The 23,126-nt window shown below is 71.2% G+C and carries 21 protein-coding genes and 1 tRNA gene; 9 read left to right on the plus strand and 13 right to left on the minus strand.

The window, feature by feature from the left end; all coding sequences use genetic code 11:
* Position 1 precedes the first annotated feature (1 nt).
* The 5 genes from ettA to ACWIHY_RS11990 form a co-directional block, all read right to left on the minus strand.
* Positions 2–1,666: an energy-dependent translational throttle protein EttA gene (gene ettA / locus ACWIHY_RS11970; RefSeq protein ID WP_454375511.1), complete on the minus strand. Its 1,665-nt coding sequence runs from the start codon at positions 1,664–1,666 to the stop codon at positions 2–4.
* A gap of 150 nt (positions 1,667–1,816) precedes the next feature.
* Entirely contained in the window at positions 1,817–3,229 is a 1,413-nt protein-coding gene (locus tag ACWIHY_RS11975; RefSeq protein WP_454375512.1) for a Cys-Gln thioester bond-forming surface protein, read from the minus strand.
* A 181-nt stretch (positions 3,230–3,410) separates the two neighbouring features.
* Complete coding sequence (locus ACWIHY_RS11980) at positions 3,411–3,872, minus strand: single-stranded DNA-binding protein (protein WP_454375513.1); 462 nt, start codon at positions 3,870–3,872, stop codon at positions 3,411–3,413.
* Positions 3,873–3,964: 92 nt separating this feature from the next.
* Positions 3,965–5,860 carry a GTPase gene (locus ACWIHY_RS11985; RefSeq protein ID WP_454375514.1) on the minus strand — a complete coding sequence of 632 codons (1,896 nt, stop codon included), beginning with the start codon at positions 5,858–5,860 and terminating at the stop codon, positions 3,965–3,967.
* Positions 5,861–5,889: 29 nt separating this feature from the next.
* Complete coding sequence (locus ACWIHY_RS11990; RefSeq protein WP_454375515.1) at positions 5,890–7,500, minus strand: dynamin family protein; 1,611 nt, start codon at positions 7,498–7,500, stop codon at positions 5,890–5,892.
* A 329-nt stretch (positions 7,501–7,829) separates the two neighbouring features.
* On the opposite strand from ACWIHY_RS11990, the gene ACWIHY_RS11995 reads away from it, so the two are divergent.
* Positions 7,830–7,902, plus strand: a tRNA-Arg gene (locus ACWIHY_RS11995).
* Between the two features lie 55 nt (positions 7,903–7,957).
* Here the strand turns inward: ACWIHY_RS11995 and ACWIHY_RS12000 are convergent.
* A complete protein-coding gene (locus ACWIHY_RS12000; RefSeq protein ID WP_454375516.1) occupies positions 7,958–8,356 on the minus strand; it encodes a VOC family protein in 399 nt (132 codons plus the stop codon).
* A 342-nt stretch (positions 8,357–8,698) separates the two neighbouring features.
* On the opposite strand from ACWIHY_RS12000, the gene ACWIHY_RS12005 reads away from it, so the two are divergent.
* The 3 genes from ACWIHY_RS12005 to ACWIHY_RS12015 all read left to right on the plus strand — a co-directional run bounded on the left by ACWIHY_RS12005 (position 8,699) and on the right by ACWIHY_RS12015 (position 10,775).
* Complete coding sequence (locus tag ACWIHY_RS12005) at positions 8,699–9,238, plus strand: hypothetical protein (protein WP_454375517.1); 540 nt, start codon at positions 8,699–8,701, stop codon at positions 9,236–9,238.
* A 77-nt stretch (positions 9,239–9,315) separates the two neighbouring features.
* On the plus strand, positions 9,316–10,554 hold the full coding sequence (locus ACWIHY_RS12010) for a cytochrome P450 (RefSeq protein WP_454375518.1): 1,239 nt from the start codon (positions 9,316–9,318) through the stop codon (positions 10,552–10,554).
* Between the two features lie 5 nt (positions 10,555–10,559).
* Positions 10,560–10,775, plus strand: a complete 216-nt coding sequence (locus tag ACWIHY_RS12015; protein ID WP_454375519.1) for a ferredoxin — start codon at positions 10,560–10,562, stop codon at positions 10,773–10,775.
* 326 nt (positions 10,776–11,101) lie between these two features.
* Here the strand turns inward: ACWIHY_RS12015 and ACWIHY_RS12020 are convergent, their stop codons facing one another.
* Genes ACWIHY_RS12020 through ACWIHY_RS12030 form a run of 3 tightly spaced genes read right to left on the minus strand, consistent with a single transcriptional unit; the run spans position 11,102 to position 15,159 of the window.
* The gene (locus tag ACWIHY_RS12020) at positions 11,102–11,629 is read right to left on the minus strand and encodes an anthrone oxygenase family protein (RefSeq protein ID WP_454375520.1); all 528 of its coding nucleotides are present in this window, start codon (positions 11,627–11,629) and stop codon (positions 11,102–11,104) included.
* A gap of 24 nt (positions 11,630–11,653) precedes the next feature.
* On the minus strand, positions 11,654–12,523 hold the full coding sequence (locus ACWIHY_RS12025; RefSeq protein ID WP_454375521.1) for an ABC transporter permease: 870 nt from the start codon (positions 12,521–12,523) through the stop codon (positions 11,654–11,656).
* Complete coding sequence (locus tag ACWIHY_RS12030; protein ID WP_454375522.1) at positions 12,520–15,159, minus strand: alpha/beta fold hydrolase; 2,640 nt, start codon at positions 15,157–15,159, stop codon at positions 12,520–12,522. Before ACWIHY_RS12030 ends, ACWIHY_RS12025 begins: the two co-directional genes overlap by 4 nt.
* 120 nt (positions 15,160–15,279) lie before the next feature.
* On the opposite strand from ACWIHY_RS12030, the gene ACWIHY_RS12035 reads away from it, so the two are divergent.
* From ACWIHY_RS12035 to ACWIHY_RS12050, 4 genes are all read left to right on the plus strand, one after another.
* Complete coding sequence (locus ACWIHY_RS12035) at positions 15,280–15,702, plus strand: GNAT family N-acetyltransferase (protein ID WP_454375523.1); 423 nt, start codon at positions 15,280–15,282, stop codon at positions 15,700–15,702.
* Between the two features lie 274 nt (positions 15,703–15,976).
* Complete coding sequence (locus ACWIHY_RS12040) at positions 15,977–17,155, plus strand: S8 family peptidase (protein ID WP_454375524.1); 1,179 nt, start codon at positions 15,977–15,979, stop codon at positions 17,153–17,155.
* 178 nt (positions 17,156–17,333) lie between these two features.
* Complete coding sequence (locus tag ACWIHY_RS12045; RefSeq protein WP_454375525.1) at positions 17,334–17,540, plus strand: hypothetical protein; 207 nt, start codon at positions 17,334–17,336, stop codon at positions 17,538–17,540.
* Entirely contained in the window at positions 17,537–17,671 is a 135-nt protein-coding gene (locus ACWIHY_RS12050) for a hypothetical protein (RefSeq protein ID WP_454375526.1), read from the plus strand. The genes ACWIHY_RS12045 and ACWIHY_RS12050 overlap by 4 nt, the downstream gene beginning before the upstream one ends.
* A gap of 35 nt (positions 17,672–17,706) precedes the next feature.
* Here the strand turns inward: ACWIHY_RS12050 and ACWIHY_RS12055 are convergent, their stop codons facing one another.
* On the minus strand, positions 17,707–18,309 hold the full coding sequence (locus ACWIHY_RS12055; protein WP_454375527.1) for a DUF4291 domain-containing protein: 603 nt from the start codon (positions 18,307–18,309) through the stop codon (positions 17,707–17,709).
* 229 nt (positions 18,310–18,538) lie between these two features.
* Here ACWIHY_RS12055 and ACWIHY_RS12060 point away from each other — a divergent pair, with 229 nt between their 5' ends.
* The gene (locus ACWIHY_RS12060) at positions 18,539–18,697 is read left to right on the plus strand and encodes a hypothetical protein (RefSeq protein WP_454375528.1); all 159 of its coding nucleotides are present in this window, start codon (positions 18,539–18,541) and stop codon (positions 18,695–18,697) included.
* Between the two features lie 56 nt (positions 18,698–18,753).
* Here ACWIHY_RS12060 and ACWIHY_RS12065 read toward each other — a convergent pair whose 3' ends face one another.
* The 3 genes from ACWIHY_RS12065 to iolB are packed head-to-tail and all read right to left on the minus strand — an operon-like array spanning position 18,754 to position 23,118.
* Positions 18,754–20,253 (minus strand): CoA-acylating methylmalonate-semialdehyde dehydrogenase, encoded by a 1,500-nt coding sequence (locus tag ACWIHY_RS12065; protein ID WP_454375529.1) that lies wholly within the window; start codon positions 20,251–20,253, stop codon positions 18,754–18,756.
* A gap of 31 nt (positions 20,254–20,284) precedes the next feature.
* A complete protein-coding gene (gene iolD / locus ACWIHY_RS12070) occupies positions 20,285–22,222 on the minus strand; it encodes a 3D-(3,5/4)-trihydroxycyclohexane-1,2-dione acylhydrolase (decyclizing) (protein ID WP_454375530.1) in 1,938 nt (645 codons plus the stop codon).
* Entirely contained in the window at positions 22,219–23,118 is a 900-nt protein-coding gene (gene iolB, locus ACWIHY_RS12075) for a 5-deoxy-glucuronate isomerase (protein ID WP_454375531.1), read from the minus strand. The genes iolD and iolB overlap by 4 nt, the downstream gene beginning before the upstream one ends.
* Positions 23,119–23,126: the final 8 nt, after the last annotated feature.

Consider the following 23,126-nt stretch of genomic DNA (forward strand, 5'->3'; position numbering starts at 1 on the left):
ATCAGCCTCGCGTCAGCTTCTTGTACGTCGCGCGGTGCGGCCGCGTCGCGTCCACACCCAGACGCTCGACCTTGTTCTTCTCGTACGACTCGAAGTTGCCCTCGAACCAGTACCACTTCGACTCACCCTCGTACGCGAGGATGTGCGTCGCGACCCGGTCCAGGAACCAGCGGTCGTGGGAGATGACCACGGCCGCGCCCGGGAACTCGAGCAGCGCGTTCTCCAGCGACGACAGGGTCTCGACGTCGAGGTCGTTCGTCGGCTCGTCGAGGAGCAGCAGGTTGCCGCCCTCCTTGAGCGTCAGCGCCAGGTTGAGACGGTTGCGCTCACCACCGGACAGGACACCGGCCGCCTTCTGCTGGTCCGGGCCCTTGAACCCGAACGCGGAGACGTACGCCCGCGAAGGCATCTCCACCTGGCCCACGTTGATGTAGTCCAGCTCGTCCGACACGACCGCCCAGAGCGACTTCTTGGGGTCGATGTTGGAGCGGTTCTGGTCGACGTACGAGATCTTGACGGTCTCGCCGACCTTGATGGCCCCGGAGTCCGGGGTCTCGAGGCCCTGGATCATCTTGAACAGCGTGGTCTTACCGGCACCGTTCGGGCCGATGATGCCCACGATGCCGTTGCGCGGCAGCGTGAACGACAGGTCGTCGATCAGGACCTTCTCACCGAAGGCCTTGGACAGGTTGTTGACCTCGACCACGATCGAGCCGAGACGCGGGCCCGGCGGAATCTGGATCTCCTCGAAGTCCAGCTTCCGCATCTTGTCCGCCTCGGCGGCCATTTCCTCGTACCGGGCGAGACGCGCCTTCGACTTGGTCTGGCGGCCCTTGGCGTTGGAGCGCACCCACTCCAGCTCTTCCTTGAGCCGCTTCTGGCGCTTCTCGTCCTTGCGGCCCTCGACCTTGAGACGGGCCTGCTTCTTCTCCAGGTAGGTGGAGTAGTTGCCCTCGTACGGGTGCGCGCGGCCGCGGTCGAGCTCGAGGATCCACTCGGCGACGTTGTTCAGGAAGTACCGGTCGTGGGTGACGGCGACAACGGCGCCCGCGTACTTCGACAGGTGCTGCTCAAGCCAGTTCACCGACTCGGCGTCGAGGTGGTTGGTGGGCTCGTCGAGGAGCAGCAGGTCGGGCGCCTCGATCAGCAGCTTGCAGAGCGCGACACGGCGCTTCTCGCCACCGGAGAGGTTGGTGACGGGCCAGTCGCCGGGCGGGCAGCCCAGCGCGTCCATGGCCTGCTCGAGCTGGGCGTCGAGGTCCCAGGCGTTGGCGTGGTCCAGGTCCTCCTGGAGCTTGCCCATCTCGTCCAGCAGCGCGTCCGAGTAGTCGGTCGCCATGAGCTCGGCGACCTCGTTGAAGCGCTTGAGCTTGACCATGATCTCGGCCGCGCCGTCCTGGACGTTCTCCAGAACGGTCTTGGACTCGTCGAGCTTCGGCTCCTGCATGAGGATGCCGACGCTGAAGCCGGGCGAGATGTACGCCTCACCGTTGGACGGCTGCTCAAGGCCGGCCATGATCTTCAGAACGGTGGACTTACCGGCACCGTTCGGGCCGACCACACCGATCTTCGCGCCGGGCAGGAAGTTCAGGGTGACGTCATCAAGAATCACCTTGTCGCCGTGCGCCTTGCGCGTCTTGCGCATGGTGTAGATGAACTCAGCCAAGAGAAACCGTCCGGCAATCGATGTGTGGGCAGATACACCCCATCTTGCCGCACGTCCATCCCCCAACGGAAACGGGTATGCCAACGGCCCCGGTGCGCCAAGGCACGCCGGGGCCGCGGTGATGGCCCGGTCACCGAGCGTCGCGCCGTTTCACTCCTCGTCGGAGGTGGGCTTCTTCAGGCGTACGAAGAGGACCGCGGCGACGCCGAGTACGACGAATGCCACCGCGACGCCGAGGATCATCGGCGTGGCGTCGGAGCTGCCGGTCTCGGCGAGGTCCAGCCCGTCCTCGGCAGTGGGGGCGTTACCGGCCGTGGCGGGGCTGGGCTGGTTCCGGGGCTGGTCCATGGTGCCGGTGCCGGGGCCCGCGCCGACGGCGCCGGACGTCTTGCAGTCGAGGATGCCCTTGAAGTTCTTCTTCAGGCCGCCGGGACCCTCGATCGTGAAGTCGTACGCCTGGTCCTCCTGGACCGGGACGCTCACGGTCCGCGACTGCCCGGCGGCGACCGTGTGCTTGAGGTCCATGAGCTCGAAGCTGAAGGGTTCGTCGCCCTTGTTGGTGGCGGTGATGTCCACACCGCCCTTCGCGCAGTTCTTCCTGGCGGAGAGCGCCGGGATGGCCCCCTTCTTCGCCCAGGTGGCGGTGGCGCCGGCGGAGACGGTGGACTCGCTGGAGCCGGCCAGGATCTGGGTCTGGCTCTGCGTGACTCCGGCGAACGCCCTACCGACCGGCACCGACGTGGTGGCCTGCACGGTCAGCGAGGACGTGCCGTCCGTCGCGTCGGTGGGCACGTCGAAGTACAGCCGGCTGCCGTTGGCCGCCTCGGTGACGGGCTTGCCGTCCTTGCCGACGATCTTGACGCCGCTGGCGGCGGCATCGGCGTGCGGGACGACGGTGACGCGGCCGGCGTTGGTACGGACAGTGACGGGGCCGACCTTCTCGCCTGCCTTGCCGGAGACCGCGTTCGGCTCCAGGGTCAGGGACGCGCTGGGCTCGGCCGCGCCGCGCGCGTTCTTCTCGAGGAAGTCGGCGAGCTTCTCCGCCTTCGGGTCGAGCGCGTCGACCTTGACGTGGTCGGAGTACCGCCAGATCGCGACCTGGGTGCCCGCCGCGGCCGTCTGCTCGGTGAGCGAGTCGACCCCTGCCTGCTTGGCCAGCGCGCTCAGGTCGTCGACCTGCGGGTACGAGTGCTCCAGGATCCAGCGGATCTTGCCGGCGTCACGGTTCGAGCCGAGCGACGTCTGGTCCCAGGAGGTTTCCAGGTACTTCGCCTGCTCCTGCGTCGGGCGGTGGACGTCGACGCAGTACGTCTTGAGGGTGCCGCCGCCGTCGACGGTCATCTGGAAGAGACCGGCGGGGATCTGCTGGTCCCCGCCGTCCGCGTGCAGGACGGCCTTGTCGTAGGTCTTCAGCCCGTCCAGCGTGGCGGCCGCACCGCCCTGGTGCTGCGGCGCCTCCTCCGCTGCGGCGGGCCCCGCGGCAGCCAGCGCCCCCGTGGCGAGGAGGCCCGAAGCCACGGCCGCGGCGGCGAGACGGGCGGAGCCCCGCCCACGTACAGACAACGCAGAGAAAGCAGAAAACACAGAATTCCCCTTCGGGCGAGGCCCTTTCGCGTGGGTGCGACGGTGGGGGGAGCGCCTCGCCGGCAGACTCAAGTGCCCCGTGAGTATCCCGAAATCCTAGAGACGCGGGGAACGACAGCCCTCTGTCATACCGTCAGATAGCCATTCCGAATCAGAATCGTTATCGCTCATCGCCTCGCCTTACCGGCCCTGTCGACAAATCGCCGTGCGAATCTGCCGAGTTGTACCCTTCCGTCACCGGACGCCGGGTCAACGCGGGATCTCCTTTCACCACGCGCCTGAAGGCGGACGTACCCCGTGTCATGTCGTGCCCTACCGTCAGCGCGTCGATGTCCGCGGAGAATCTTCGCTGCCCGTCCTTCTCCTCGTCGCGGACCCGCAACCGCCCGTGCACCAGCAGCGGTTCCCCGATCGACAACGAGCCGGCCAGATTCGTCGCGAGCGACCGCCGCGCCCAGACCGTGTAGAAGCTGGAGTGCCCGTCCGCCCAGCTTTCCTTCTGGCGGTCCCAGTACCGCGCCGACACCGCCAGCCGGAAGCGCGCCACGCCGCCCGTCGCCGTGTCCCGGTAGTCCACGCCGGTCGCGGCGTTGCCCACCAGCGTCACCCAGGTGTCACTCATCCCGACTCCCCCTCCACACTCCCGAGCCGCCCATGCCCGGCCGGCTGGTCCCATGCTGGACCGGACGCGGCGAGCCCGCCGGGGCCTGGGGACTACCGGCCGGTTGTGGACAAGCCCGTCACCGCCACGTACTGCTCCCGCACCTCCCAGTACCGCATCAGTTCCGCCGACACCGGATCCAGCACCCGCGCACGGCCGCACCCGGCGGCCGCCTCCCGCAGCCTGCGCTCGGCGTCCTGGCCGTACCGCCGCGCGGGACCCCTGGCCGTCACCGAGCACGCCCACTCCACCAGCGGGCCCCCGATGATGCCGGCGAGCATCACCAGTACGGGCGGCAGCAACTGCGGCTCCAGCACGCCCACGATCTGGCCCACCAGCCACAGCCCGCCGAAGATCTGGAGCAGCGTCATCGAGGCCTGGGTCAGCACCGCCGCCGGCCACCACGGGGGCTTCGGCGGCCTGCCGCGGGGCACTCCGGCCCGTACCGCCAGGACGTCCAGCTCCTCCGGCAGCCCGGCCGCCCCGCGCACCGCAGACTCCCGCACCGCCTGCGCCCAGGGACCGGGCAGCCCGGCGGCGGCCTGGTCGGCGACCGTACGCACGGCCTGCTCCACGCGCTGGCGGGCGGTGATCTCCGCTTCCTCGCCCTCGGCCGGGGTCTGCCCGGAAATCGGGTCGATCCCGGCACCCAGAGCACGGTGCGCCTCGTACCAGCGCCACAGCCTCAGCCAGGGCGTACCGCACGACTTGCCCGCGTTCCGGCGCCACTCCCGCTCGGCCGCCTCGCCCACGGCCGCCGCGCCCACCGCCTCCGCGAGCCGGTCGGTGAACTCGGCCCGGGCCAGCTCGCCGAGCTCCTGCGGCCGCCGGCCGTCGGCGACGTAGACGGGCCGCAGCCGGGCCGCGGCGGCGTCCACGTCGGCGGACAGCCGGCGGGCGGGAGCCCCGCGCTCCTGTACGAACTGTCCGAGCATCTCGCGCAGTTCGGGGACGCCCTCGCCCGTCAGCGCGGACAGGGACAGGACCGTGGCGCCCGGTTCGCCGTGCTCGCCGAGCGCCATGCCGTCCTCGTCGAGCAGCCTGCGCAGATCGTCGAGGACCAGGTCGGCGGCGTCGCCGGGCAGCCGGTCCACCTGGTTGAGGACCACGAAGGTGATCTCGGCATGCCCTGCGAGCGGCCGCAGATAGCGCTCGTGCAGCACGGCGTCGGCGTACTTCTCCGGGTCGACGACCCAGATCACCGCGTCGACGAGCGTGAGGACCCGGTCCACCTGGTCCCGGTGGGCTGTGGCGGCCGAGTCGTGGTCGGGCAGGTCGACGAGCACGAGCCCGTTCAGGGCCTCGTCGCGGAAGCCGAGCGGAGCCGGCCTGCGGCGCAGCCGGCCGGGGATCCCGAGGCGGTCCAGCAGCCCGGCGGCGCCGTCCGTCCAGCTGCAGGCGATCGGTGCGGACGTGGTCGGCCTGCGCAGTCCCGTGTCGGAGATCTGGACGCCCGCGAGGGCGTTGAAGAGCGTCGACTTCCCGCTGCCGGTGGCGCCCGCGACGGCGACGACGGTGTGGCGGGCGGAGAGCCGCTGCCGGGCGGCTGCCTCGTCGAGTACGCGGCCGGCCTCGGCGAGAGTGGTCGCGTCGAGGCGGGTACGGGAGAGCCCGACCAGCTCGCGCAGGGCGTCGAGGCGTCCGCGCAGCCGGCCGCCGTAGGCGCCGCCGGGCAGGAGGCCGTCGTACTCGTCGTCGGCCGCCCGGGAGCCGTCGGACGACAGCGGCACGGGACGCAGGGGACGGCCGGCCCGCTCGCCGCGGGCCGCGCGCTCGGCGGCGCGGCGCGCGATCAGCCCGTCGTCCCACCGCCCCGCGACCGCGCCATCCGCTCCGTCCACCCCGTGTACCTCACCGGACGTACCCGACTCACCTGGCACGTCCGACTCATCTGCCCCACGCACGTCATGCACCTCATCGACGTCGGCGCCGCCATCCAAGCCATCCATGTCATTTGTCACAGCGGTCACGTTTGCGATCACTTCTCCTTCTGCAGCACGGAGAGCGCGGCGATCAGCTCGGCCTGCGGTTCCGGGGTCACTGCGAGGGCGTCGAGCGGCGCGAGCCGCCGTTCCCTTTCGGTGTTGAGTACGCGGTCGATGTACGTCGTGAGCAGCTCCCCGCCCTTGTCGCGCAGCCGGGTCGCGGCGACGGCGCCGATCCGTTCGGCCAGCCGTTCCCCGGCGGTGCGCGCCCGGCGGCCGCCCAGCAGCGCGGCGGCGAGCAGGGCGGCCACGGTCTCGGCGTCGGGCGCGGGCGGCCGTTCCAGGTCGCGTACCTCCTCCTCGGCGAGCTCTTCGAGCACGCGTCGCCAGCGCCGTGCGGCCATACCGATGCGCTCGCCCGCCTCCCGGTCGGGGATGCCGAACGCCACCGCGTCCGCGGCGGGTTCCCGCCGCCATGCCTCGTGGACGTGCTCGTCGGCGGCGGCGACCGCGCACTGCAGCAACGCCGTGAGGCTCTCGACGAGCGAGTCGAGAAGCTCACGCGCCGAACTGTCCAGCGGATAGCCGCGCCAGCGCGTGAGGGCGTCGCCGGACAGAACCGCGCCGCGCTGGAGCCTGCGGCGTACCCGCGCGCCCTCCTTCTCGTATGCCTCCTCGACATCGGCGGTCAGCCGTACGGAGGCGGCGTACTGTGCGGCGACGGCACCGGCCAGCTCGGGCATGCGGGCGTTGAGCGACTCGATGACGCCGGTCGCGGTACGGCCCACGGCCTGCTGGCGGGCCGCCGGGTCGTGCACCCGGTGCGCCAGCCAGGCGCGGAGGGGCTCGACGGCGGTGGAGGGCAGCAGTCCGGTGCCGCCTCCGGCGGATTCGGGCAGCTCGGGGATGGTGAACCGGGGGACGTCGCCGAGTCCGGCCTTGGTCAGGAGCGCGGCGTACTGCTGCGACACCTCTCCGATGACCTGGTGGGGCACCCGGTCGAGGACGGTGACGAGGGTGGCCTTGTACTCCTTCGCGGTACGCAGGAGGTGCCACGGCACGGCGTCGGCGTACCGGGAAGCGGTGGTCACCATCACCCACACATCGGCGGCGCAGATGAGCTCGGCGGCGAGCACGCGGTTCCCGGCCACCAGCGAGTCGATGTCGGGGGCATCGAGGAGGGCGAGCCCGCGCGGCAGCGTCCCGACGGTCTCCACCCGCAGTGTGTCGCCGCCGTCGCCGCCCCTTTCCGCCCCCAGGGGTGTGTCGGCCGCGTCGTCGTCGCCCTCCTGCCGGGGCAGCCAGACGCGCGTGAGCTGCGGCAGTACGCGGAGATTCGCGAACCAGTGGTGATCGTCCGGGTGGCATACGAGCACGGGCGTGCGCGTCGTGGGCCGGAGCACCCCGGCTTCGCTCACCCGCCTGCCCACAAGGGAGTTGACGAGGGTGGACTTGCCGGCTCCGGTGGAACCGCCGATGACGGCGAGCAGGGGCGCTTCGGGCTGTTTCAGCCGGGGCAGCAGATAGTCGTCGAGCTGTGCCAGCAACTCGATCCGCGTCTGCCGTGCGCGCGGAGCCCCCAGCAGGGGGAGCGGCAGGCGCACGGCGGCGACACGGTCGCGCAGGGCGGAGAGTGCGTCGATCAGCTGAGGCCGTGCGTCCAAGGTCACCACATGCGAAGAATGCCCAATTTTGGAGCCTTTTAGAAGCCTAAAAGCCCCTCTGCGCGCCTATGAGCGCCAATTGGCGGTGAGGGACAGACGGTACGAGTGGGGCGCAGGCATAACGAGTGCACAACACCCGGGGCGCGAGACGCCAAAAGCGGTGCGCGATTCGCACTCGCCTGCGATTATCAGGTTCGCTTCACTGAACCTCCACATCGTGCCACGCAGGTGAAGCAACCGGCCCAAGGCGATCGGAGCCCTATCCTTGTCCCCGGCAAGGTCCAGGACCCTCCCAGCCCGGGGCCCCAGGCCGCCGAGGCCATGATCCGGCCCCCGTAGCTCAGTGGATAGAGCAGGCGCCTTCTAAGCGCTTGGCCGCAGGTTCGAGTCCTGCCGGGGGCGCTTCACCCGTTCGACCGCCAGTCCTCCCCTCCGGGAGGGCTTCCTTGCCGCGGGGTCAGCCCTGTTCCGCCGGGCAGAAGAACTCCAGGGCGATATGGTCCGGATCCTTGAAGCTGAGATGGAGCCCGAACGGGTCCTCGACAATTCCGGAGTGCGACACACCCCGCTCGTCGAGCCGGGCCTCCCAAACCTCCAGCTGACCCCGGTCGGCGACATGGAATCCGCAATGGTCGAGTCCGACGCGCGCCGGGTCGAAGACATCCGCTTCGCTCGTCGCCCGATGCCTGCGGAAACCGAGGACGAACGACGGGGAGGCGTCGACCACGAAGGGGCCGTATTCGTCCTCCACGTCGAGAACCGTCTGCGTGTCCAGCAGCCGGTTGTAGAACTCCGCGCTGCGCTTCACGTCGCTCACGGTCAGGGCGACGTGCCCGATTCCAGGAGCCTCGGGCATGAACGACACCTCCTCGTGATGGTGCGCTGCCTCTCATTTCGATGTTGCGCCGCGCACCTGCGCCGCCGCGGCTGCCCGAAATTCAGGGGGCGAGCCATTCAAAGACAATGCGGCCGGAATTCCGGTGTGAATTCACGCAATACGCGCACCCAGCCGAGAGCCCACCCCTGCGGCGCCGCGGTCCACAGACGCATGATGCGCGGCGCCTTCGACAGCACTTGGGCCGCAGGCCCCAGCCCCGGCCGTGGGGCCCTCTCGGCACGCCGGCGTCATCCGGCGCCTGCACGCCCTGCGGCGCCACAACTGCTTGCAATGACGCCATCATGGTGCCACCATGGCGTCATGGACCTCACGCCCTACGTGGACAGCCTCGGCCACGAACTCGCCGTCGCCGCGGCAGCCGGCGGGGAGGAGGCTCGCGCCCTGGCCGAGCGGCTCACCGCTCCCCTGGGCTCGGCCGCCCGGCTCACCCTGTTGAGCGCCCTGTCCAGTGCCATGGACGAGATCACCCGGGAGCTGGCGCCGGGCTCGGTCGACGTACGGCTGCGGGGAATCGAGCCGGAGTTCGTCGTGACGCCGCCGCCCGCCCCGGAGGTTTCCGAGAGCGCGCCGGTCGCGACCGGCGCGTCGATGGCGCCACACGTGGCGCCATCGACGCCGCCCATGACGGCAGAGGGGGATGACGGCGCCACCGCCCGCGTCAACTTCCGGCTTCCCGCCCACCTCAAGGCCCGCGTCGAGGAGGCGGCAGGCCAGGAGGGCCTGTCGATCAACGCGTGGCTCATACGGGCCGTGGCCGCCGCGCTGGAGCCGGGCGAGCCCGACCGCCCCGCCCCGCGTGCGCACCGCCACGGGAAGAGCTGCACGGGCTTGGTCCGCTGACCGCCCCGCCCGCCACCCGCACTCACTTGCACTCACTTGCACTCACTTGCAAGCTCACTCCCACCTTGGAGAACAGCATGCAGTACGAACCTCCCGTGCCGTCACCCCGCACCAACTCCCAGGAAGCATTACCCGCGCTGCCCACCGACCGCCGCACGGGCTGCCCCTTCGATCCGCCCCACGCGCTGGCGCAGGTTCGGGCGGAGCGCCCGCTCACCCGGCTGGTCTTCCCCGACGGGCACGTGGGCTGGCTGGCCACCGGCTATTCCGTGGTCCGGGCCATACTCGCCGACTCCCGTTTCAGCTCCCGCTACGAACTGATGCACTATCCGCTCCCGGGCGGCCCCGAGGGCCTGCTGCCGCCCGCCCCCACTGGCGACATGACCGGCATGGACGCCCCCGAGCACACGCGCTACCGGCGCCTGCTGATGGGCAAGTTCACGGTCCGGCGGATGCGCCGGCTCACCGAACGGGTCGAGCAGATCACCACCGAGCATCTGGACGCGATGGAGCGCCAGGGTCCGGATGTGGATCTGGTGGAGACCTTCGCTCAGCCCATCCCCGCGCTGATGATCTGCGAGCTCCTCGGTGTGCCGTACGCCGACCGCAAGACCTTCCACCGCCACACGCTCACCCTGACCAGCATGGACGCGAGCCCCGAGGAACGGCAGGGCGCCATGACCGGGTTGCAGGAGTACGTACGGCAGCTGGTCGTCGCCAAGCGCGCCGAGCCCACCGACGATCTGCTCGGCGACCTGGCCCGGGGCTCCGACCTCACCGATGACGAACTGAGCGGCGTCGGCGGCTTCCTCCTCGGCGCCGGCCTCGACACGACAGCCAACATGCTGGCCCACGGTACGTTCGCGCTGCTGAGCAACCCCGCGCAGGCCGACGCCCTGCGCGCCGATCCGGACCTCGCCGACCAGGCTGTGGAAGAGCTGATGCGCTACCTGACCATCGCTCACACCGGGGTGAAGGCGGCGCTGGAGGATGTCGAGCTGGAGGGTCAGGTGATCAGGGCGGGTGAGACGGTCACCGTCTCGTTCGAGGCCGCCAACCGCGACCCGGAGAAGTTCCCCGACCCCGACACCCTCGACCTGCGCCGCGGGGCCACAGGGCATCTGGGCTTCGGACACGGCATCCACCAGTGCCTGGGCCAGCAGCTGGCCCGCGTCGAGATGAAGGTCGCCCTTCCGGCCCTGTTCACCCGGTTCCCCACCCTCCGGACGGCCGTACCGCCGGACGAGGTGCCCCTGCGGACGAACATGAACATCTACGGCGTGCACCGGCTCCCGGTCACCTGGGACAAGGACTGAGTGCCGTGGAACTCTCAGTCGACCGCGCCCGTTGCCTCGGCGCCGGAATGTGCGCACTGACCGCCCCCGAGGTCTTCGACCAGGACGCGGACGAGGGCCTGGTCGCCCTTCTGAACGCCTGGCCGCCGCGCGAGCACCACGCGGCCGCCCGCATCGCCGCCGGGGTGTGCCCCGCCGGGGCCATCACCCTCACCGACCCGGGATCGTCCACGGCCTCGTGAGTCGTCGACTCCCCCCGCCGCCCGACGGCAACCGGAGGAATCAGCAGTGCCCCGTCGCGGGTTCGTCGCGGCGGGGCACTGCCTTCCCGTGGAGGGTCAGCGGTTGAACGCGGAGCCGAGCGCGGCTCCTGGGGCGATGGTGCCCAGGGCGACGCCGGCGCGGAGTGCTTTGGCGGGCACACGTACTCCTTCAGTGCGGGTGGGCCGTGGCGGAGCGGACTGGTCCCTCCACGCCTCACCAGACACCCGGGCCCCGCAAATGGTTGCGCTGCGGTTGACTCCTCGCAACCGGGCGGTGTCCTCAAGGATGTTGAGTACTTCCGCCGTTATGCGAGCGCGGCGCTCACCACGAGGGCGAAGCCCGCTGTGACCAGCAGCGTCCGGACCAGATGCAGGCGGTTCCACCGCGTCTCGAAGGCCGCACGGGCCTCGCGGTCGGCGGCAGCGGACTGCCCGGCACCTGGCTGCCCGGCGCGTGCCTTCCCGGTGCCGGTCTGCTCGGTGCCCGTCTGCTCGGAGGCGGCCAGGGCGTTGTTGAGGGGGATGTTCCCGGCGACGGTGACCACATGGTTGAGGACCACGAGCACGAGGCCGGCGCCCAGCAGGACCCACTGCGTACCCGACCGGTCGTCGCCCGGCACGGCCAGCGCGGCCGCCGGGAAGGCGACCGAGGCGAGCATGACCGACACGAACACGCCGCGCGGGACTTCCTCGTTGATACGTCGCATCGCCGCCACGAACTGCTCGTCCGTGAGCCGCCCCAGGGCGGGCATGATCCCGGTCAGGAAGATCAGCATGAAACCGGCATAGAGCCCGGTGGCGACGATGGCGAGGGCAATCAGAAGTGTGGCCATGCGCACATCATGGCCGACCCTCCGTCAGGAAACGATGTCCTTTCTGCTGAACCCGCGGAAGGCGAGGGCGAAGAGCACCAGCGCGTACGTCACCGACACCGCCGCGCCCTTGAGCATTCCGCCCCACTCCAGTTGCGGCTGAAGCGCGTCCGCCCACGCGAACTGCCAGTGCGCGGGGAGGAAATCACGCCAGGATCCCAGCGCCGTGACCGCGTCCAGCACATTGCCCACGATCGTCAGGCCGACCGCACCGCCGACCGCACCCAGCGGGGCGTCGGTCTTCGTCGACAACCAGAACGCGAGCGCCGCGGTGACCAGCTGGGACACGAAGATGAAGGCCACGACGACCGCGAGGCGCGGTATGGCGTCCCCGGCCGGCAGCGAACCGCCGGTCGGCAGCTCCAGCGGACCCCAGCCGTACGCGATCGAACCCGTCACCAGGGCCACGACCGGCAGCAGCACCATCGCCGCCAGGCTGAAGCCCAGAGCCACCGCGAGCTTGCTCCACAGCAGCCGGGCACGCGGCACCGGCGCCGCCAGCAGGTAGCGCAGCGACGACCAGTTGGCCTCGGAGGCCACCGTGTCGCCGCAGAACAGTGCCACCGGCACCACCAGCAGGAAGCCCGCGGACACGAACAGGCACGTGGCCGCGAAGTTGGCGCCGGACGCGGTGGCGGTGTCCATCAGGGTCACCCGGCCGCCTTCGGCGCCCGGTGTGCCGCCGATCGCGAACGCCGCGATCAGGATGAGCGGCAGCGCGCCCAGCACCACGGCCATGACCATGGTGCGCCGCCTGCGCCACTGCCGCATCGCCTCGACGCGCAGCGGCAGGGTGTGACCGGCCCGGTAGCCGGGGGCCGACGCGGTCGCCGGATCCACAAGGTTGGTGCTCATGCGGAGGAGCCTCCGATCAGGGTGAGGAACGCGTCCTCCAGGCGGCGGTTCGGCCCGACGCCCGTCAGCGGAACGTCGAGGCGCACCAGTTCGCCGATGAGTGCGCTCGGCGACGCTCCGTCCAGCCGTACGAGCAGGCCCTCGTCGGTGCGTACGGCGGAACCGATGCCCGGCAGCGCCCCCACCTTCTCGGCCAGAGCCTCGGTCACGTCGCCGTCCGTCGTCACGAGCAGCGTGTCCGTGCCGCCGGTGATCTCCGCCACGGGCCCGGCCTGCATCAGCCGCCCACGGTCCATGACGACGAGGTGCGTGCAGGACTGCTCGACCTCCGAGAGGAGGTGGCTGGAGACGATGACGGTGCGCCCCGCCGCCGCGTACCGGATCATGACGTCCCGCATCTCGCGGATCTGGGGCGGGTCGAGGCCGTTCGTCGGCTCGTCGAGGATGAGCAGGTCCGGCATGCCGAGCATGGCCTGAGCGATGGCGAGTCGCTGCCGCATGCCCTGGGAGTACGTCCGTACGGCGCGCTCCAGCGCGTCGCCGAGCCCCGCGATCTCCAGGGCCTCCTCCGTCCGGGAGTCCTCGGCCGGCCGGCCGGTGGCCTGCCAGTACAGCTCCAGGTTGGCGCGCCCGGTCAGATGCGGCAGGAAACCGGCGCCCTCGACGAACGCGCCTACGCGCGACAGCACGGGTGAGCCCGGCCTGACGGCGTGCCCGAAGACCCGGATCTCGCCGCTGTCCGGCGCGATGAGGCCCATGAGCATGCGCAGGGTGGTGGTCTTGCCCGCGCCGTTCGGCCCGAGGAGTCCGAGCACCTGGCCCTTCTCGACGCGGAAGGACAGGTCCCGTACGGCGTACCGGTCGGCGGACTTGGCGTACTTCTTCGTCAGGTCGGTGATCTGCAGCGGCACCTCGGCGAGCGCCGGGTCCGGCGCGGGCGCGGCGGTCCGCCGCCGGGCGGTGAGCAGCAGGGCCACGGCCAGGGCGGCGCCGATCGCGGGCAGCCCCCAGACCCACCAGGGCAGCGGGGCCGCCTGGGTCCTCACATCGGACGCGGTGGGCACGGTGAGCGCGCCGTCCCCTTCGAGCGAGACGGTGTACGCGGCCGGGTCGGCCGGGGACGCGTACCCGAGGTCGGTGGCGGCGAGCACGAGGCGCAGCCGGTGGCCGGCCCTGACCTCGTGGTCGACCGCCGGGAGCCGCAGCTCGACGGTGGCGCCGTCCTTCGCGCCGGCCCCGGTGACGCGGACGGGCGAGACGAGCTGGGAGGGCAGCACCTGCCGGCTGCCGTCGGCGCTCACGTCGTACACCTTGCCGAACAGGACGGCGTCGTCGCTGTCCGACTTCACCTTGACCCTCACGGTCGGTGAGCCCGTGATGCGCAGGTCGGAGCGCAGCTTCGCGGTTTCGAAGCGCGCGTTCTGGCCGGGGAAGTCGAGGGAGAGCCCGACGCCGAGCCCGGACAGCCGGGACAGCTCTCCGACGCCCGGTACGGCGGAGATGGCGGGCGGGTTCGCCCCGGCCGGGTTGGTGAAGTGCTGTTCGCGCCCGCCCGACGTGAGGTTCAGCTTGCGCTGCCCGGCCTCCAGGCCCGGGTAACGGTCACTGGTCGCGCCCCTGAGCCGGGCCGCGCCGTCTGTGGAGTCGACACCTCCGGTACGGGTGACGCGGAACCCGGGCCCGGTGTCCGTGCCCTTGTCGCCCTTCAGGTAGCGGTCGAACCAGTCGGTGATCCGGCCCTCCACACGGGCTGACTCCCGGTCCCCGCCGTCGTGCCCGCCCGCGATCCAGTCCACGGCCACGGGCGCGCCGTTGTCGTCGACCGCCTTCGCGATCGCGTCGGCGTGACCGAGCGGGAAGAGCGAGTCGTTCTGTCCCTGCACGATGAGCGCGGGCACCTTGATGCGGTCACCGACGGCGGACGGGCTGTGCGCGGCCAGCAGGTCACGCGCCGCGGCGTCCGGCTTTCCGGCGACGGCGACCCGTTCGTACATCTCGCACAGCCGCTCCTCGAAGCGGTCGCAGCCGCCCCCCGCGTTGATGAACATCCCGGCCCAGAGCTTCTTGAAGACCCCGTCGGGGAAGAGCGCGTCGGCCAGGTTCCAGTACGTGATCTGGGGCGCGACGGCGTCGACGCGCTTGTCGTGTCCCGCGGCGAGGAGTGAGATGGCGCCGCCGTACGACGAGCCGCTGACGCCGACACGCGGGTCGCCGTCGGCGTCGAGCCGCACCTCGGGGCGCTCGGCGAGCCAGTCGATCAGCCGCGACACGTCCTTGACCTCGCCGTCGGGATCGTTGAGCCCGATCTTCCCGGTCGACTTCCCGAAGCCGCGCGCGGACCACGTCAGCACGGCGTACCCGTCGCGGGCCAGTTGCTCGGCCTGTGCCTGTACGTCGCGCTTGCTGCCGCCGAAGCCGTGGCCGAGGAGGACCGCGGGCCGTTTCCCGGCGCCGCTGTCCGTCGTGAAGAACGAGGTGTCGATTCTCACCCCGTCCATGCGCATGATCCGTTCCTCGCGGTGCACGGCGGGCGCGCTGTCGGAGGCGACGGCCGTCCATGTGCCGCCCCCGACGAGGACGGCGCACGCGGCGGCCGCGCCGACGAGCGCCCTGCTGCGGGGAATGCGTAGCTTCATAACTGAACCCTAGGTCCCGGGTATGACAGCCGAAGCGGGCCCCCGGATGGAAGTCTGTGGAGTACTCGAGGAGTACGGGGCCGCCGCCCCGTACCGCAGCCGGAGTAGCGAGGGGAACCCATGGATGTCCGACCGGTCGTCCGGCGAGCGACGACAGTGGCGGAACTCACCGCCGCCGAGCACCTGTACGACGGCCCGGCCCGCCCGGAATGGGCGGAGAGGTTCCTGGCCTCGCCCGGCCATCTGATGCTCATCGCGTACGTCGACGGGGAGCCCGCCGGGATGGTCTCGGGCATCGAGATGAGCCATCCGGACAAAGGCACCGAGATATGCCTGTACGAATTGTCCGTCGACGAGGCGCACCGCCGACGCGGCATCGGCCGCGCCCTGACGCAGGCACTGGCGGAGGTCGCCAAGGAGCGCGGCTGCTACGACATGTGGGTGGGCGTGGAGCGCGACAACGACGCGGCGCTGGCGACGTACCGCTCGACGCGGGCCGAGGACGACGGTGATTTCTCGATGCTCACCTGGACGTTCGAGTGAGCGTGGCGCTGTGGGCAGCGTCTCGGCCCGCGGAGACCTGAGGGCGCGAGCACAGACATGAATCAGCCCATGTCCCTCTCCCCGCCCGGCCGGTCGGCTGCGACCGGGCGCCTGCGCGTCGCAGGCATCTCTTTGGCTTGATCCCGCCCGTAACACGACCTTGTGCGCTTGTGCGCCGCACGAGACCCTGTGCTGCGCATCCGCACCGCGCGACCGCACCACGCACCCCGCAATTGCCCGCGATCCGGTCAACGAAAGGTCAGGTGCACGACACATGAGACGTACTTTCCGCCGCGCAGGGGCCCTGATACCCGTCATAGCCCTCGCAGCCGGTCTCCAGCTCGCAGGCCCTCCCACAGCACAGAGCGCGCCCGCCGGTGACCTCCGCCTGGCTCCGGCCTCAACGGCGGTCGAGAACAGCTGGATCGTCGTCCTGAAGGACGGCACGACGCGCGCCGCCGACCTGGGCGTCACGCCGAAACACGTCTACCGCAGTGCCCTCAAGGGCTTCTCCGCCACGATGCCCAAGGCGCGGGCGGCGAAGCTCGCCTCCGACCCCAAGGTCGCGTACGTCGAACAGGACTCCCGGGTCCGGCTCAGCGAGACGCAGACGAACGCCACCTGGGGCATCGACCGCGTGGACCAGCGCAGCCTCCCGCTCTCCACGACGTACACCTACAACACCACCGCTTCGAACGTCTCGGCGTACATCATCGACACCGGAATCCGCACCTCCCACAGTGAGTTCGGCGGCCGCGCCACGGTCGGCACCGACACGGTGGGCGGCGGCCAGAACGGCCAGGACTGCCAGGGCCACGGCACGCACGTGGCGGGCACGGTCGGCGGCAGCACGTACGGCGTGGCGAAGGCCGTGAAGCTGGTCGCGGTGCGCGTCCTGGACTGCGCCGGCTCCGGTACGAACGCCGGCGTCATCGCCGGCGTCGACTGGGTGACGGCGAACGCACAGAAGCCCGCCGTGGCCAACATGAGCCTGGGCGGCGGCGCGAACACCTCCCTCGACAACGCGGTGAAGCGGTCCATCGCCTCCGGCGTCAGCTATGCCGTCGCCGCCGGGAACGGCAACTTCCTCGGCTGGCCCGCCAACGGGTGCAACTACTCCCCCGCCCGCGTCCCCGAGGCCATCACCGTCGGCGCGACCGACAGCAGCGACCGCCGCGCTTCGTTCTCCAACTACGGCACGTGCCTGGACCTCTTCGCGCCGGGTGTGAACGTCACCTCGGCCTGGAAGGACAGCGACACGGCGACGAACACCATCTCCGGTACGTCGATGGCGGCCCCCCACACCGCGGGAGTGGCGGCCCTCTACGTCTCCGCCCACCCCACCGCCACTCCGGCCCAGGTCCGCGACGCCCTCGTCAACAACGCCACCCCAGGCAAGGTCCAGGACCCGCGCACCGGCTCGCCCAACCGGCTCCTGCACTCGCTGTTCTAGCCCGGCGACGACCCAGTGATCCCTTCCCCGGGCGCGGCAGGCGTCGCCGCGCCCGGAGGAGCGGACACTCGGGTGCGGACGCCGTCGGATCGCGCGTTATCCTCACGCCGCAATCTGTCATGCCCGTGACCGGGGGGTTTACGGTCGGTCGCGGGCAGCCCGAACCATCTGGGGATTCATGCGCGCAGCATCCACAGGCGCCCTTCTCGCCGGCGCCCTGGTACTTTCCGGCTCCGCCCTCACCGCCGCTCCCGCGGCGTACGCGGCGGAAACCGGTGTGGAGATCAAGAAGGTCTCCGTGAACGGGGGCAGGGCCGTCGTCTTCGGCACCTCACGGACGGAGTCGTTCACCCTCTCGGTGACCACACGACCGTCAAGACCGTGACGAGTGACGGGACGGGCAACCTGAAGGCCACCACCACGGCCCGCGCCGACGGCTACTGGCGCTGGAACTTCGCCGGCACGGCCACCACGCCCGCGGTGGCCGCCGCCGGCGACTACGTCGACGTGCGCTGACGCTTCAGGTCCGTGCCCCCTGGGGGGGGCAGCGGTTACGCCGCGCCGCCCAGGGGAGCGAGCAGTTCCGCCCCCGCCGGATAGACCCGCTCGCGCGGCAGCAGCCGCTCGGCCGCCGCTGCGTCCCCACCCCGCACCAGCGCATGGATCTCGTGGGCGAGCGGGGTCACGTCGGTGACGGAGACCGTCCACTCGTCCGCGTACCGCCCGGCCGCCTCGCCTGCCAGCCCGAGCTGCAACGAGCGGTACGGCAGCGGATTGAGCCGTACGTCGCGCTCCGGGTCCCACTGCACGCGGGCCGGGGCCTGACTCAACTGACGTTTCCAGTCGGCCTGGTCGGCGTGGACGCCGGGTGCGTAGTGCGACAGGCAGGCGTTGCGCAGGGCCCAGTCGAAGCCGTCGCGGGTGATCTCGACCGCGAGTACCGTCTCCTGATCCTGTTTCAGGCCCCAGCCGCAGCGATACATCATCCACAGGAACGACGGCTTGATCCACGTCATCCGGCCCCGCTTCCAGGCGGCCGGAAAACGGCCGTCACGCGCGGCGGGGATGCCGATCGCGGGGGCGTACGCCTGGTAGACGGTGACGGTGGTGTCCGTGTGCAGCGCGCGTATCTCGCGCATGGGGTGGTGCGTCATGCGGCCAGAATGCCGCCCGGGGACGCGTGCCACCACCGCATTTCGCCGGGGGTGTCCGCCGACACCCGGGCAGCGTCCGGCCCGGTGTGGCAGCTTCGCGCGCATGGACATCAACCGCGGAGGCCATGCCGCGTAGGCGGCCCCAGCAGGTCCGCGCCGAGCTCGTCGCGTCGCCGGCCTGCCGCAAGAACACGCTCAACCCGTCCGGCGGGCTGTCGCGGAGCACGCTGTGCGCGATCGTCCGGCTCGAGGCTTCCATGCCACCGCGTCGGCGGCGGGCGGCGAGGTGCGGCGCGCTCCGCGCGTGTGGAGCGAGTACCGCGCCTGGTGCGCGTTCGTCGGCGACCCCGACGGCAACAACATCGAGGCCGTACGCGAGGAGAGGTGAACGGGCAGGACCCCGCGCCGGACTGGCGGCCGGCGCGGGGCCCTGTCGGACGGTGATCAGTGGTTGCGCGGGAAGCCGAGGTCGACGCCCGCCGGGGCGTCCGCCGGGTCCGGCCAGCGGGTCGTGGTGACCTTGCCGCGCGTGTAGAAGTGAATGCCGTCGTTGCCGTAGATGTGGTGGTCGCCGAAGAGCGAGTCCTTCCAGCCACCGAAGGAGTGGTAGCCCACCGGCACCGGGATCGGCACGTTGACGCCGACCATGCCGGCCTCGATCTCCAGCTGGAAGCGCCGGGCCGCGCCGCCGTCACGGGTGAAGATCGCGGTGCCGTTGCCGAAGGGCGACGCGTTCATGAGGGCGACGCCCTCGTCGTAGGTGTCGACGCGCAGCACGCACAGCACCGGGCCGAAGATCTCGTCACGGTAGGCGTCGGAGTCCGTGGAGACCTCGTCCAGGAGGGACAGGCCGATCCAGTGACCGTTCTCGAAGCCCTCGACCGTGTGGCCCGTGCCGTCCAGAACGACCTTCGCGCCCTGCGTGGCCGCGCCCGTGACGTACGAGGCGACCTTGTCGCGGTGGGCGGCGGTGATCAGCGGGCCCATCTCGGATGTCGGGTCGTTGCCGGGGCCGATCTTGATCTTCTCGGCGCGCTCGCGGATCTTGTCGACCAGCTCGTCGCCGATCGCGCCGACCGCTACCACCGCGGAGATCGCCATGCAGCGCTCACCCGCCGAGCCGTACGCCGCCGAGACCGCCGCGTCGGCGGCCGCGTCGAGGTCGGCGTCCGGCAGGACCAGCATGTGGTTCTTCGCGCCGCCGAGGGCCTGGACGCGCTTGCCGTTGGCGGAGGCGGTCTGGTGGATGTAGCGGGCGATCGGCGTCGAGCCGACGAAGGAGACCGCCGCCACGTCCGGGTGGTGGAGCAGGCCGTCGACCGCGACCTTGTCGCCGTGCAGGACGTTCAGTACGCCGTCGGGCAGCCCGGCCTCGGACGCCAGCTCGGCGAGCCTGACCGAGGGGGACGGGTCCTTCTCGCTCGGCTTCAGCACGAACGTGTTGCCGCACGCGATGGCCAGCGGGAACATCCACATCGGCACCATGGCCGGGAAGTTGAAGGGCGTGATGCCCGCGACGACACCGAGCGACTGGCGGATCGAGGAGACGTCGACGCGGTTGGACACCTGCGTGGACAGCTCGCCCTTGAGTTGCGTCGTGATGCCGCACGCCAGCTCGACGATCTCCAGACCGCGGGCGACCTCGCCCAGCGCGTCCGAGTGGACCTTGCCGTGCTCGGCGGTGATCAGCGCGGCGATCTCGTCGCGGTGGGCGTCCAGCAGCGCGCGGTAGCGGAAGAGGACCGCGGTGCGCGCGGCGAGGGAGGAGGTGCCCCACGTCGCGTACGCGGCCTTCGCCGACGCGACGGCGGCGTCGACCTCCTCGACCGAGGCGAGCGCGACCTGCGTGGTCACTTCGCCGGTGGCCGGGTCGGTGACCGGGCCCCAGTTGCCCGACGCGCCCTCGACGGTCTTGCCGCCGATGAAGTGGTTGACGGTCTTCATCCCAGAACTCCTTGTATTGCAGCGGGGTCGGTCAGAGATGGCGGCGTCGCGCAGCGGCTTGACGGTCGTACTCCTCCCGGGCCTTGACCGTCGACGGGCGGGTCGCGGTCTCGGCCACGGGAACATCCCACCACGCCTGCGCGCCGGGCGCGCCCGACACTGTGTCGGGCGTTCGCGTCTCGACGTAGACACATGTGGGGCCGTCGGACCGGCGCGCCTCCGTCAGAGCTTCCCGCAGGTCACGCACGGTCTGGGCGCGGATGACCCGCATCCCCAGGGAGGCGGCGTTGGCGGCCAGATCCACCGGGAGCGGCGCGCCGGTGTAGGTGCCGTCGGGCGTCCGGAAGCGGTACGCCGTACCGAAACGCTCGGAGCCCACGGACTCCGAGAGGCCGCCGATGGAGGCATAGCCGTGGTTCTGGAGGACGACGACCTTGATGGGGAGGCGTTCCTGCACGGCGGTGACGATCTCAGTGGGATTCATCAGGTACGTACCGTCCCCGACCAGCGCCCACACCGGCCGGCCGGGCGCGGCGAGCTGCACGCCGATGGCGGCGGGGATCTCGTAGCCCATGCAGGAGTAGCCGTATTCGACGTGGTACTGGTCGCGGGAGCGGGACCGCCACAATTTGTGGAGGTCGCCGGGGAGGGAGCCGGCCGCGTTGATGAGGATGTCGTCGTGGGTGGCGAGGCTGTCTAGTACGCCGAGGACCTGGACCTGGGTGGGCCGGGCGTCCCCGTCGGGCGCGGCGTAGGCGGCGGTGACGCGGTACTCCCAGTGCGCCTTGGCCTCGCGGTACTCGGTGACATGGGCGTCGGGGACGCGGTGGCCGTCCAGGGCGTGCTCGAAGGCCCGGAGGGCGGCGCGGGCGTCGCCGACCACCTGCTGGGCGCCCATCTTGTGGGCGTCGAAGCCGGTGATGTTGAGGTTGACGAAGCGGACGCCCGGGTTCTGGAACAGGGTGGCGGAGGCGGTGGTGAAGTCGGAGTAGCGCGTGCCGACGCCGATGACCAGATCCGCGGTACGGGCGAGATCGTCGGCGGTGGCGGTGCCCGTGTGGCCGATGCCGCCGACGTCCGCCGGGTGGTCGTACGGGAGTGAGCCCTTGCCGGCCTGGGTGGAGGCGACGGGGACGCCGGTGGCCTCGGCGAAGGACGCGAGGGCCTGCTCGGCGCCGCTGTGGTGGACGCCGCCGCCCGCGATCAGCAGGGGGCGGCGGGCGGCACGGAGCGCTCGTACCGCCTCGGCGAGTTCGTGCCGGTCCGGCTCGGGGGCCCGTACGTGCCAGACGCGCTCGGCGAAGAAATCCTCCGGCCAGTCGTACGCCTCCGCCTGCACGTCCTGCGGCAGCGCGAGCGTGACGGCCCCGGTCGCGGCGGGGTCGGTGAGGACCCGCATGGCGGCGAGCGCCGCCGGGATCAGGGCCTCGGGGCGGGTGACCCGGTCGAAGTACCTGGACACCGGGCGCAGGCAGTCGTTGACGGACACGTCACCGGCGTACGGGACTTCGAGCTGCTGGAGGACGGGGTCGGCGGGGCGGGACGCGAACGTGTCGCCGGGGAGGAGGAGCACCGGGAGGTGGTTGACGGTCGCGAGGGCGGCTCCGGTGACGAGGTTGGTGGCGCCGGGGCCGATGGAGGTGGTCACTGCGTGCGCGGAGAGGCGGTTGCTCTGGCGGGCGTAGCCGACGGCGGCGTGCACCATGGCCTGCTCGTTGCGGCCCTGGTGGTACGGCATGTCGTCCGAGCCGGGTTCGAGGAGCGCCTGGCCGATGCCGGCGACGTTGCCGTGGCCGAAGATGCCCCAGGTGCCGGCGATCAGGCGGTGGCGCAGTCCGTCGCGCTCGGTGTACTGGCGGGCGAGGAAGGCGATCAGGGCCTGGGCGGTGGTCAGGCGGCGGGTGACCTGGGGGTGAGTGGCCGGGGGGTGGGTGGCAGGCGGGTGGCCGGCCGGGGGGTGGGTGGTCATCTCTCCTGCTCCTCGGGTCCGTACAGCGGCAGCCTGGGGTCGACGGGCTGCGAGCGCCAGGTGTCGCGGATCCAGCCGTGGTCGGGATGGTCGCGGATCAGCCACTCCCGCTCCTCCCCGGGTCCGGCCATCACATTGAGGTAGTAGAGGGTGTGGCCGGGCGCGGCGACGGACGGGCCGTGCCAGCCGTCGGGGATGAGAACGGCGTCGCCGCTGCGGACTTCGGCGAGGACGTCCGTACCGCCGGGACGGGACGGCGAGACGCGGTGATAGCCGAGACCGCTGTCCCGGCCGACGGAGCCGTTCCCGTCGACCTCGAAGTAGTAGATCTCTTCGAGCTCGGACTCGACTCCCGGGTGGTGCTCGTCGTGCTTGTGGGGCGGGTACGAGGACCAGTTGCCGCCCGGGGTGAGGACTTCGACCGCGATCAGCCGGTCGCACGCGAAGGCCGAGGCCGCCGCGAAGTTGTTGACCTGGCGCGAGCAGTTGCCGGTGCCGCGCAGTTCGACGGGTACCTCCGGCGCGGGGCCGTAGCGGGCGGGGAGTCGTCGCTCGCACCTCGCTCCTGCCAGGGCGAAGCGGCCGCCCGCGCCGGTGGTGATCCGGGCGTGGCCGTCGCGCGGTACGTACGCGAAGTCCGTGACCGAGCTGAACACGCTCGACCTGCCCCGCAGTTCGAAGGTCTCGCCTTCCACATGCACCGCACAACCACCGCTCAGCGGCAGCACGATCCACTCGCTGTCTCCGGCCGCGAGCGGGTGGGAGCCACCGGGCGGCAGCTCCAGCACGCGCAGGCCCGAGTAGCTCCAGCCGGCCCGTTCGGGGTCGATGTCCAGGGCGTACGGGCCCTGCGAGGCGGCCCCCGCCCGGAGTACGTGCCTGTCGTTGTCCGTCATGCCTTCTC

It is taken from the genome of Streptomyces sp. NPDC055287, assembly GCF_053646035.1.

Coding starts and splice junctions, on each gene's coding strand:
- ACWIHY_RS12040 (WP_454375524.1), top strand. CDS start 15,977: ATGAGACGTACTTTCCGCCGCGCAGGGGCCCTGATACCCGTCATAGCC.
- ACWIHY_RS12000 (WP_454375516.1), bottom strand. CDS start 8,356: ATGCCCGAGGCTCCTGGAATCGGGCACGTCGCCCTGACCGTGAGCGAC.
- iolD (WP_454375530.1), bottom strand. CDS start 22,222: ATGACCACCCACCCCCCGGCCGGCCACCCGCCTGCCACCCACCCCCCG.
- ACWIHY_RS12030 (WP_454375522.1), bottom strand. CDS start 15,159: ATGAAGCTACGCATTCCCCGCAGCAGGGCGCTCGTCGGCGCGGCCGCC.
- ACWIHY_RS12045 (WP_454375525.1), top strand. CDS start 17,334: ATGCGCGCAGCATCCACAGGCGCCCTTCTCGCCGGCGCCCTGGTACTT.
- iolB (WP_454375531.1), bottom strand. CDS start 23,118: ATGACGGACAACGACAGGCACGTACTCCGGGCGGGGGCCGCCTCGCAG.
- ACWIHY_RS12055 (WP_454375527.1), bottom strand. CDS start 18,309: ATGACGCACCACCCCATGCGCGAGATACGCGCGCTGCACACGGACACC.
- ACWIHY_RS12010 (WP_454375518.1), top strand. CDS start 9,316: ATGCAGTACGAACCTCCCGTGCCGTCACCCCGCACCAACTCCCAGGAA.
- ACWIHY_RS12035 (WP_454375523.1), top strand. CDS start 15,280: ATGGATGTCCGACCGGTCGTCCGGCGAGCGACGACAGTGGCGGAACTC.
- ACWIHY_RS11980 (WP_454375513.1), bottom strand. CDS start 3,872: ATGAGTGACACCTGGGTGACGCTGGTGGGCAACGCCGCGACCGGCGTG.
- ACWIHY_RS12005 (WP_454375517.1), top strand. CDS start 8,699: ATGGACCTCACGCCCTACGTGGACAGCCTCGGCCACGAACTCGCCGTC.
- ACWIHY_RS12025 (WP_454375521.1), bottom strand. CDS start 12,523: ATGAGCACCAACCTTGTGGATCCGGCGACCGCGTCGGCCCCCGGCTAC.
- ACWIHY_RS12065 (WP_454375529.1), bottom strand. CDS start 20,253: ATGAAGACCGTCAACCACTTCATCGGCGGCAAGACCGTCGAGGGCGCG.
- ACWIHY_RS12020 (WP_454375520.1), bottom strand. CDS start 11,629: ATGGCCACACTTCTGATTGCCCTCGCCATCGTCGCCACCGGGCTCTAT.
- ACWIHY_RS11985 (WP_454375514.1), bottom strand. CDS start 5,860: ATGGATGGCTTGGATGGCGGCGCCGACGTCGATGAGGTGCATGACGTG.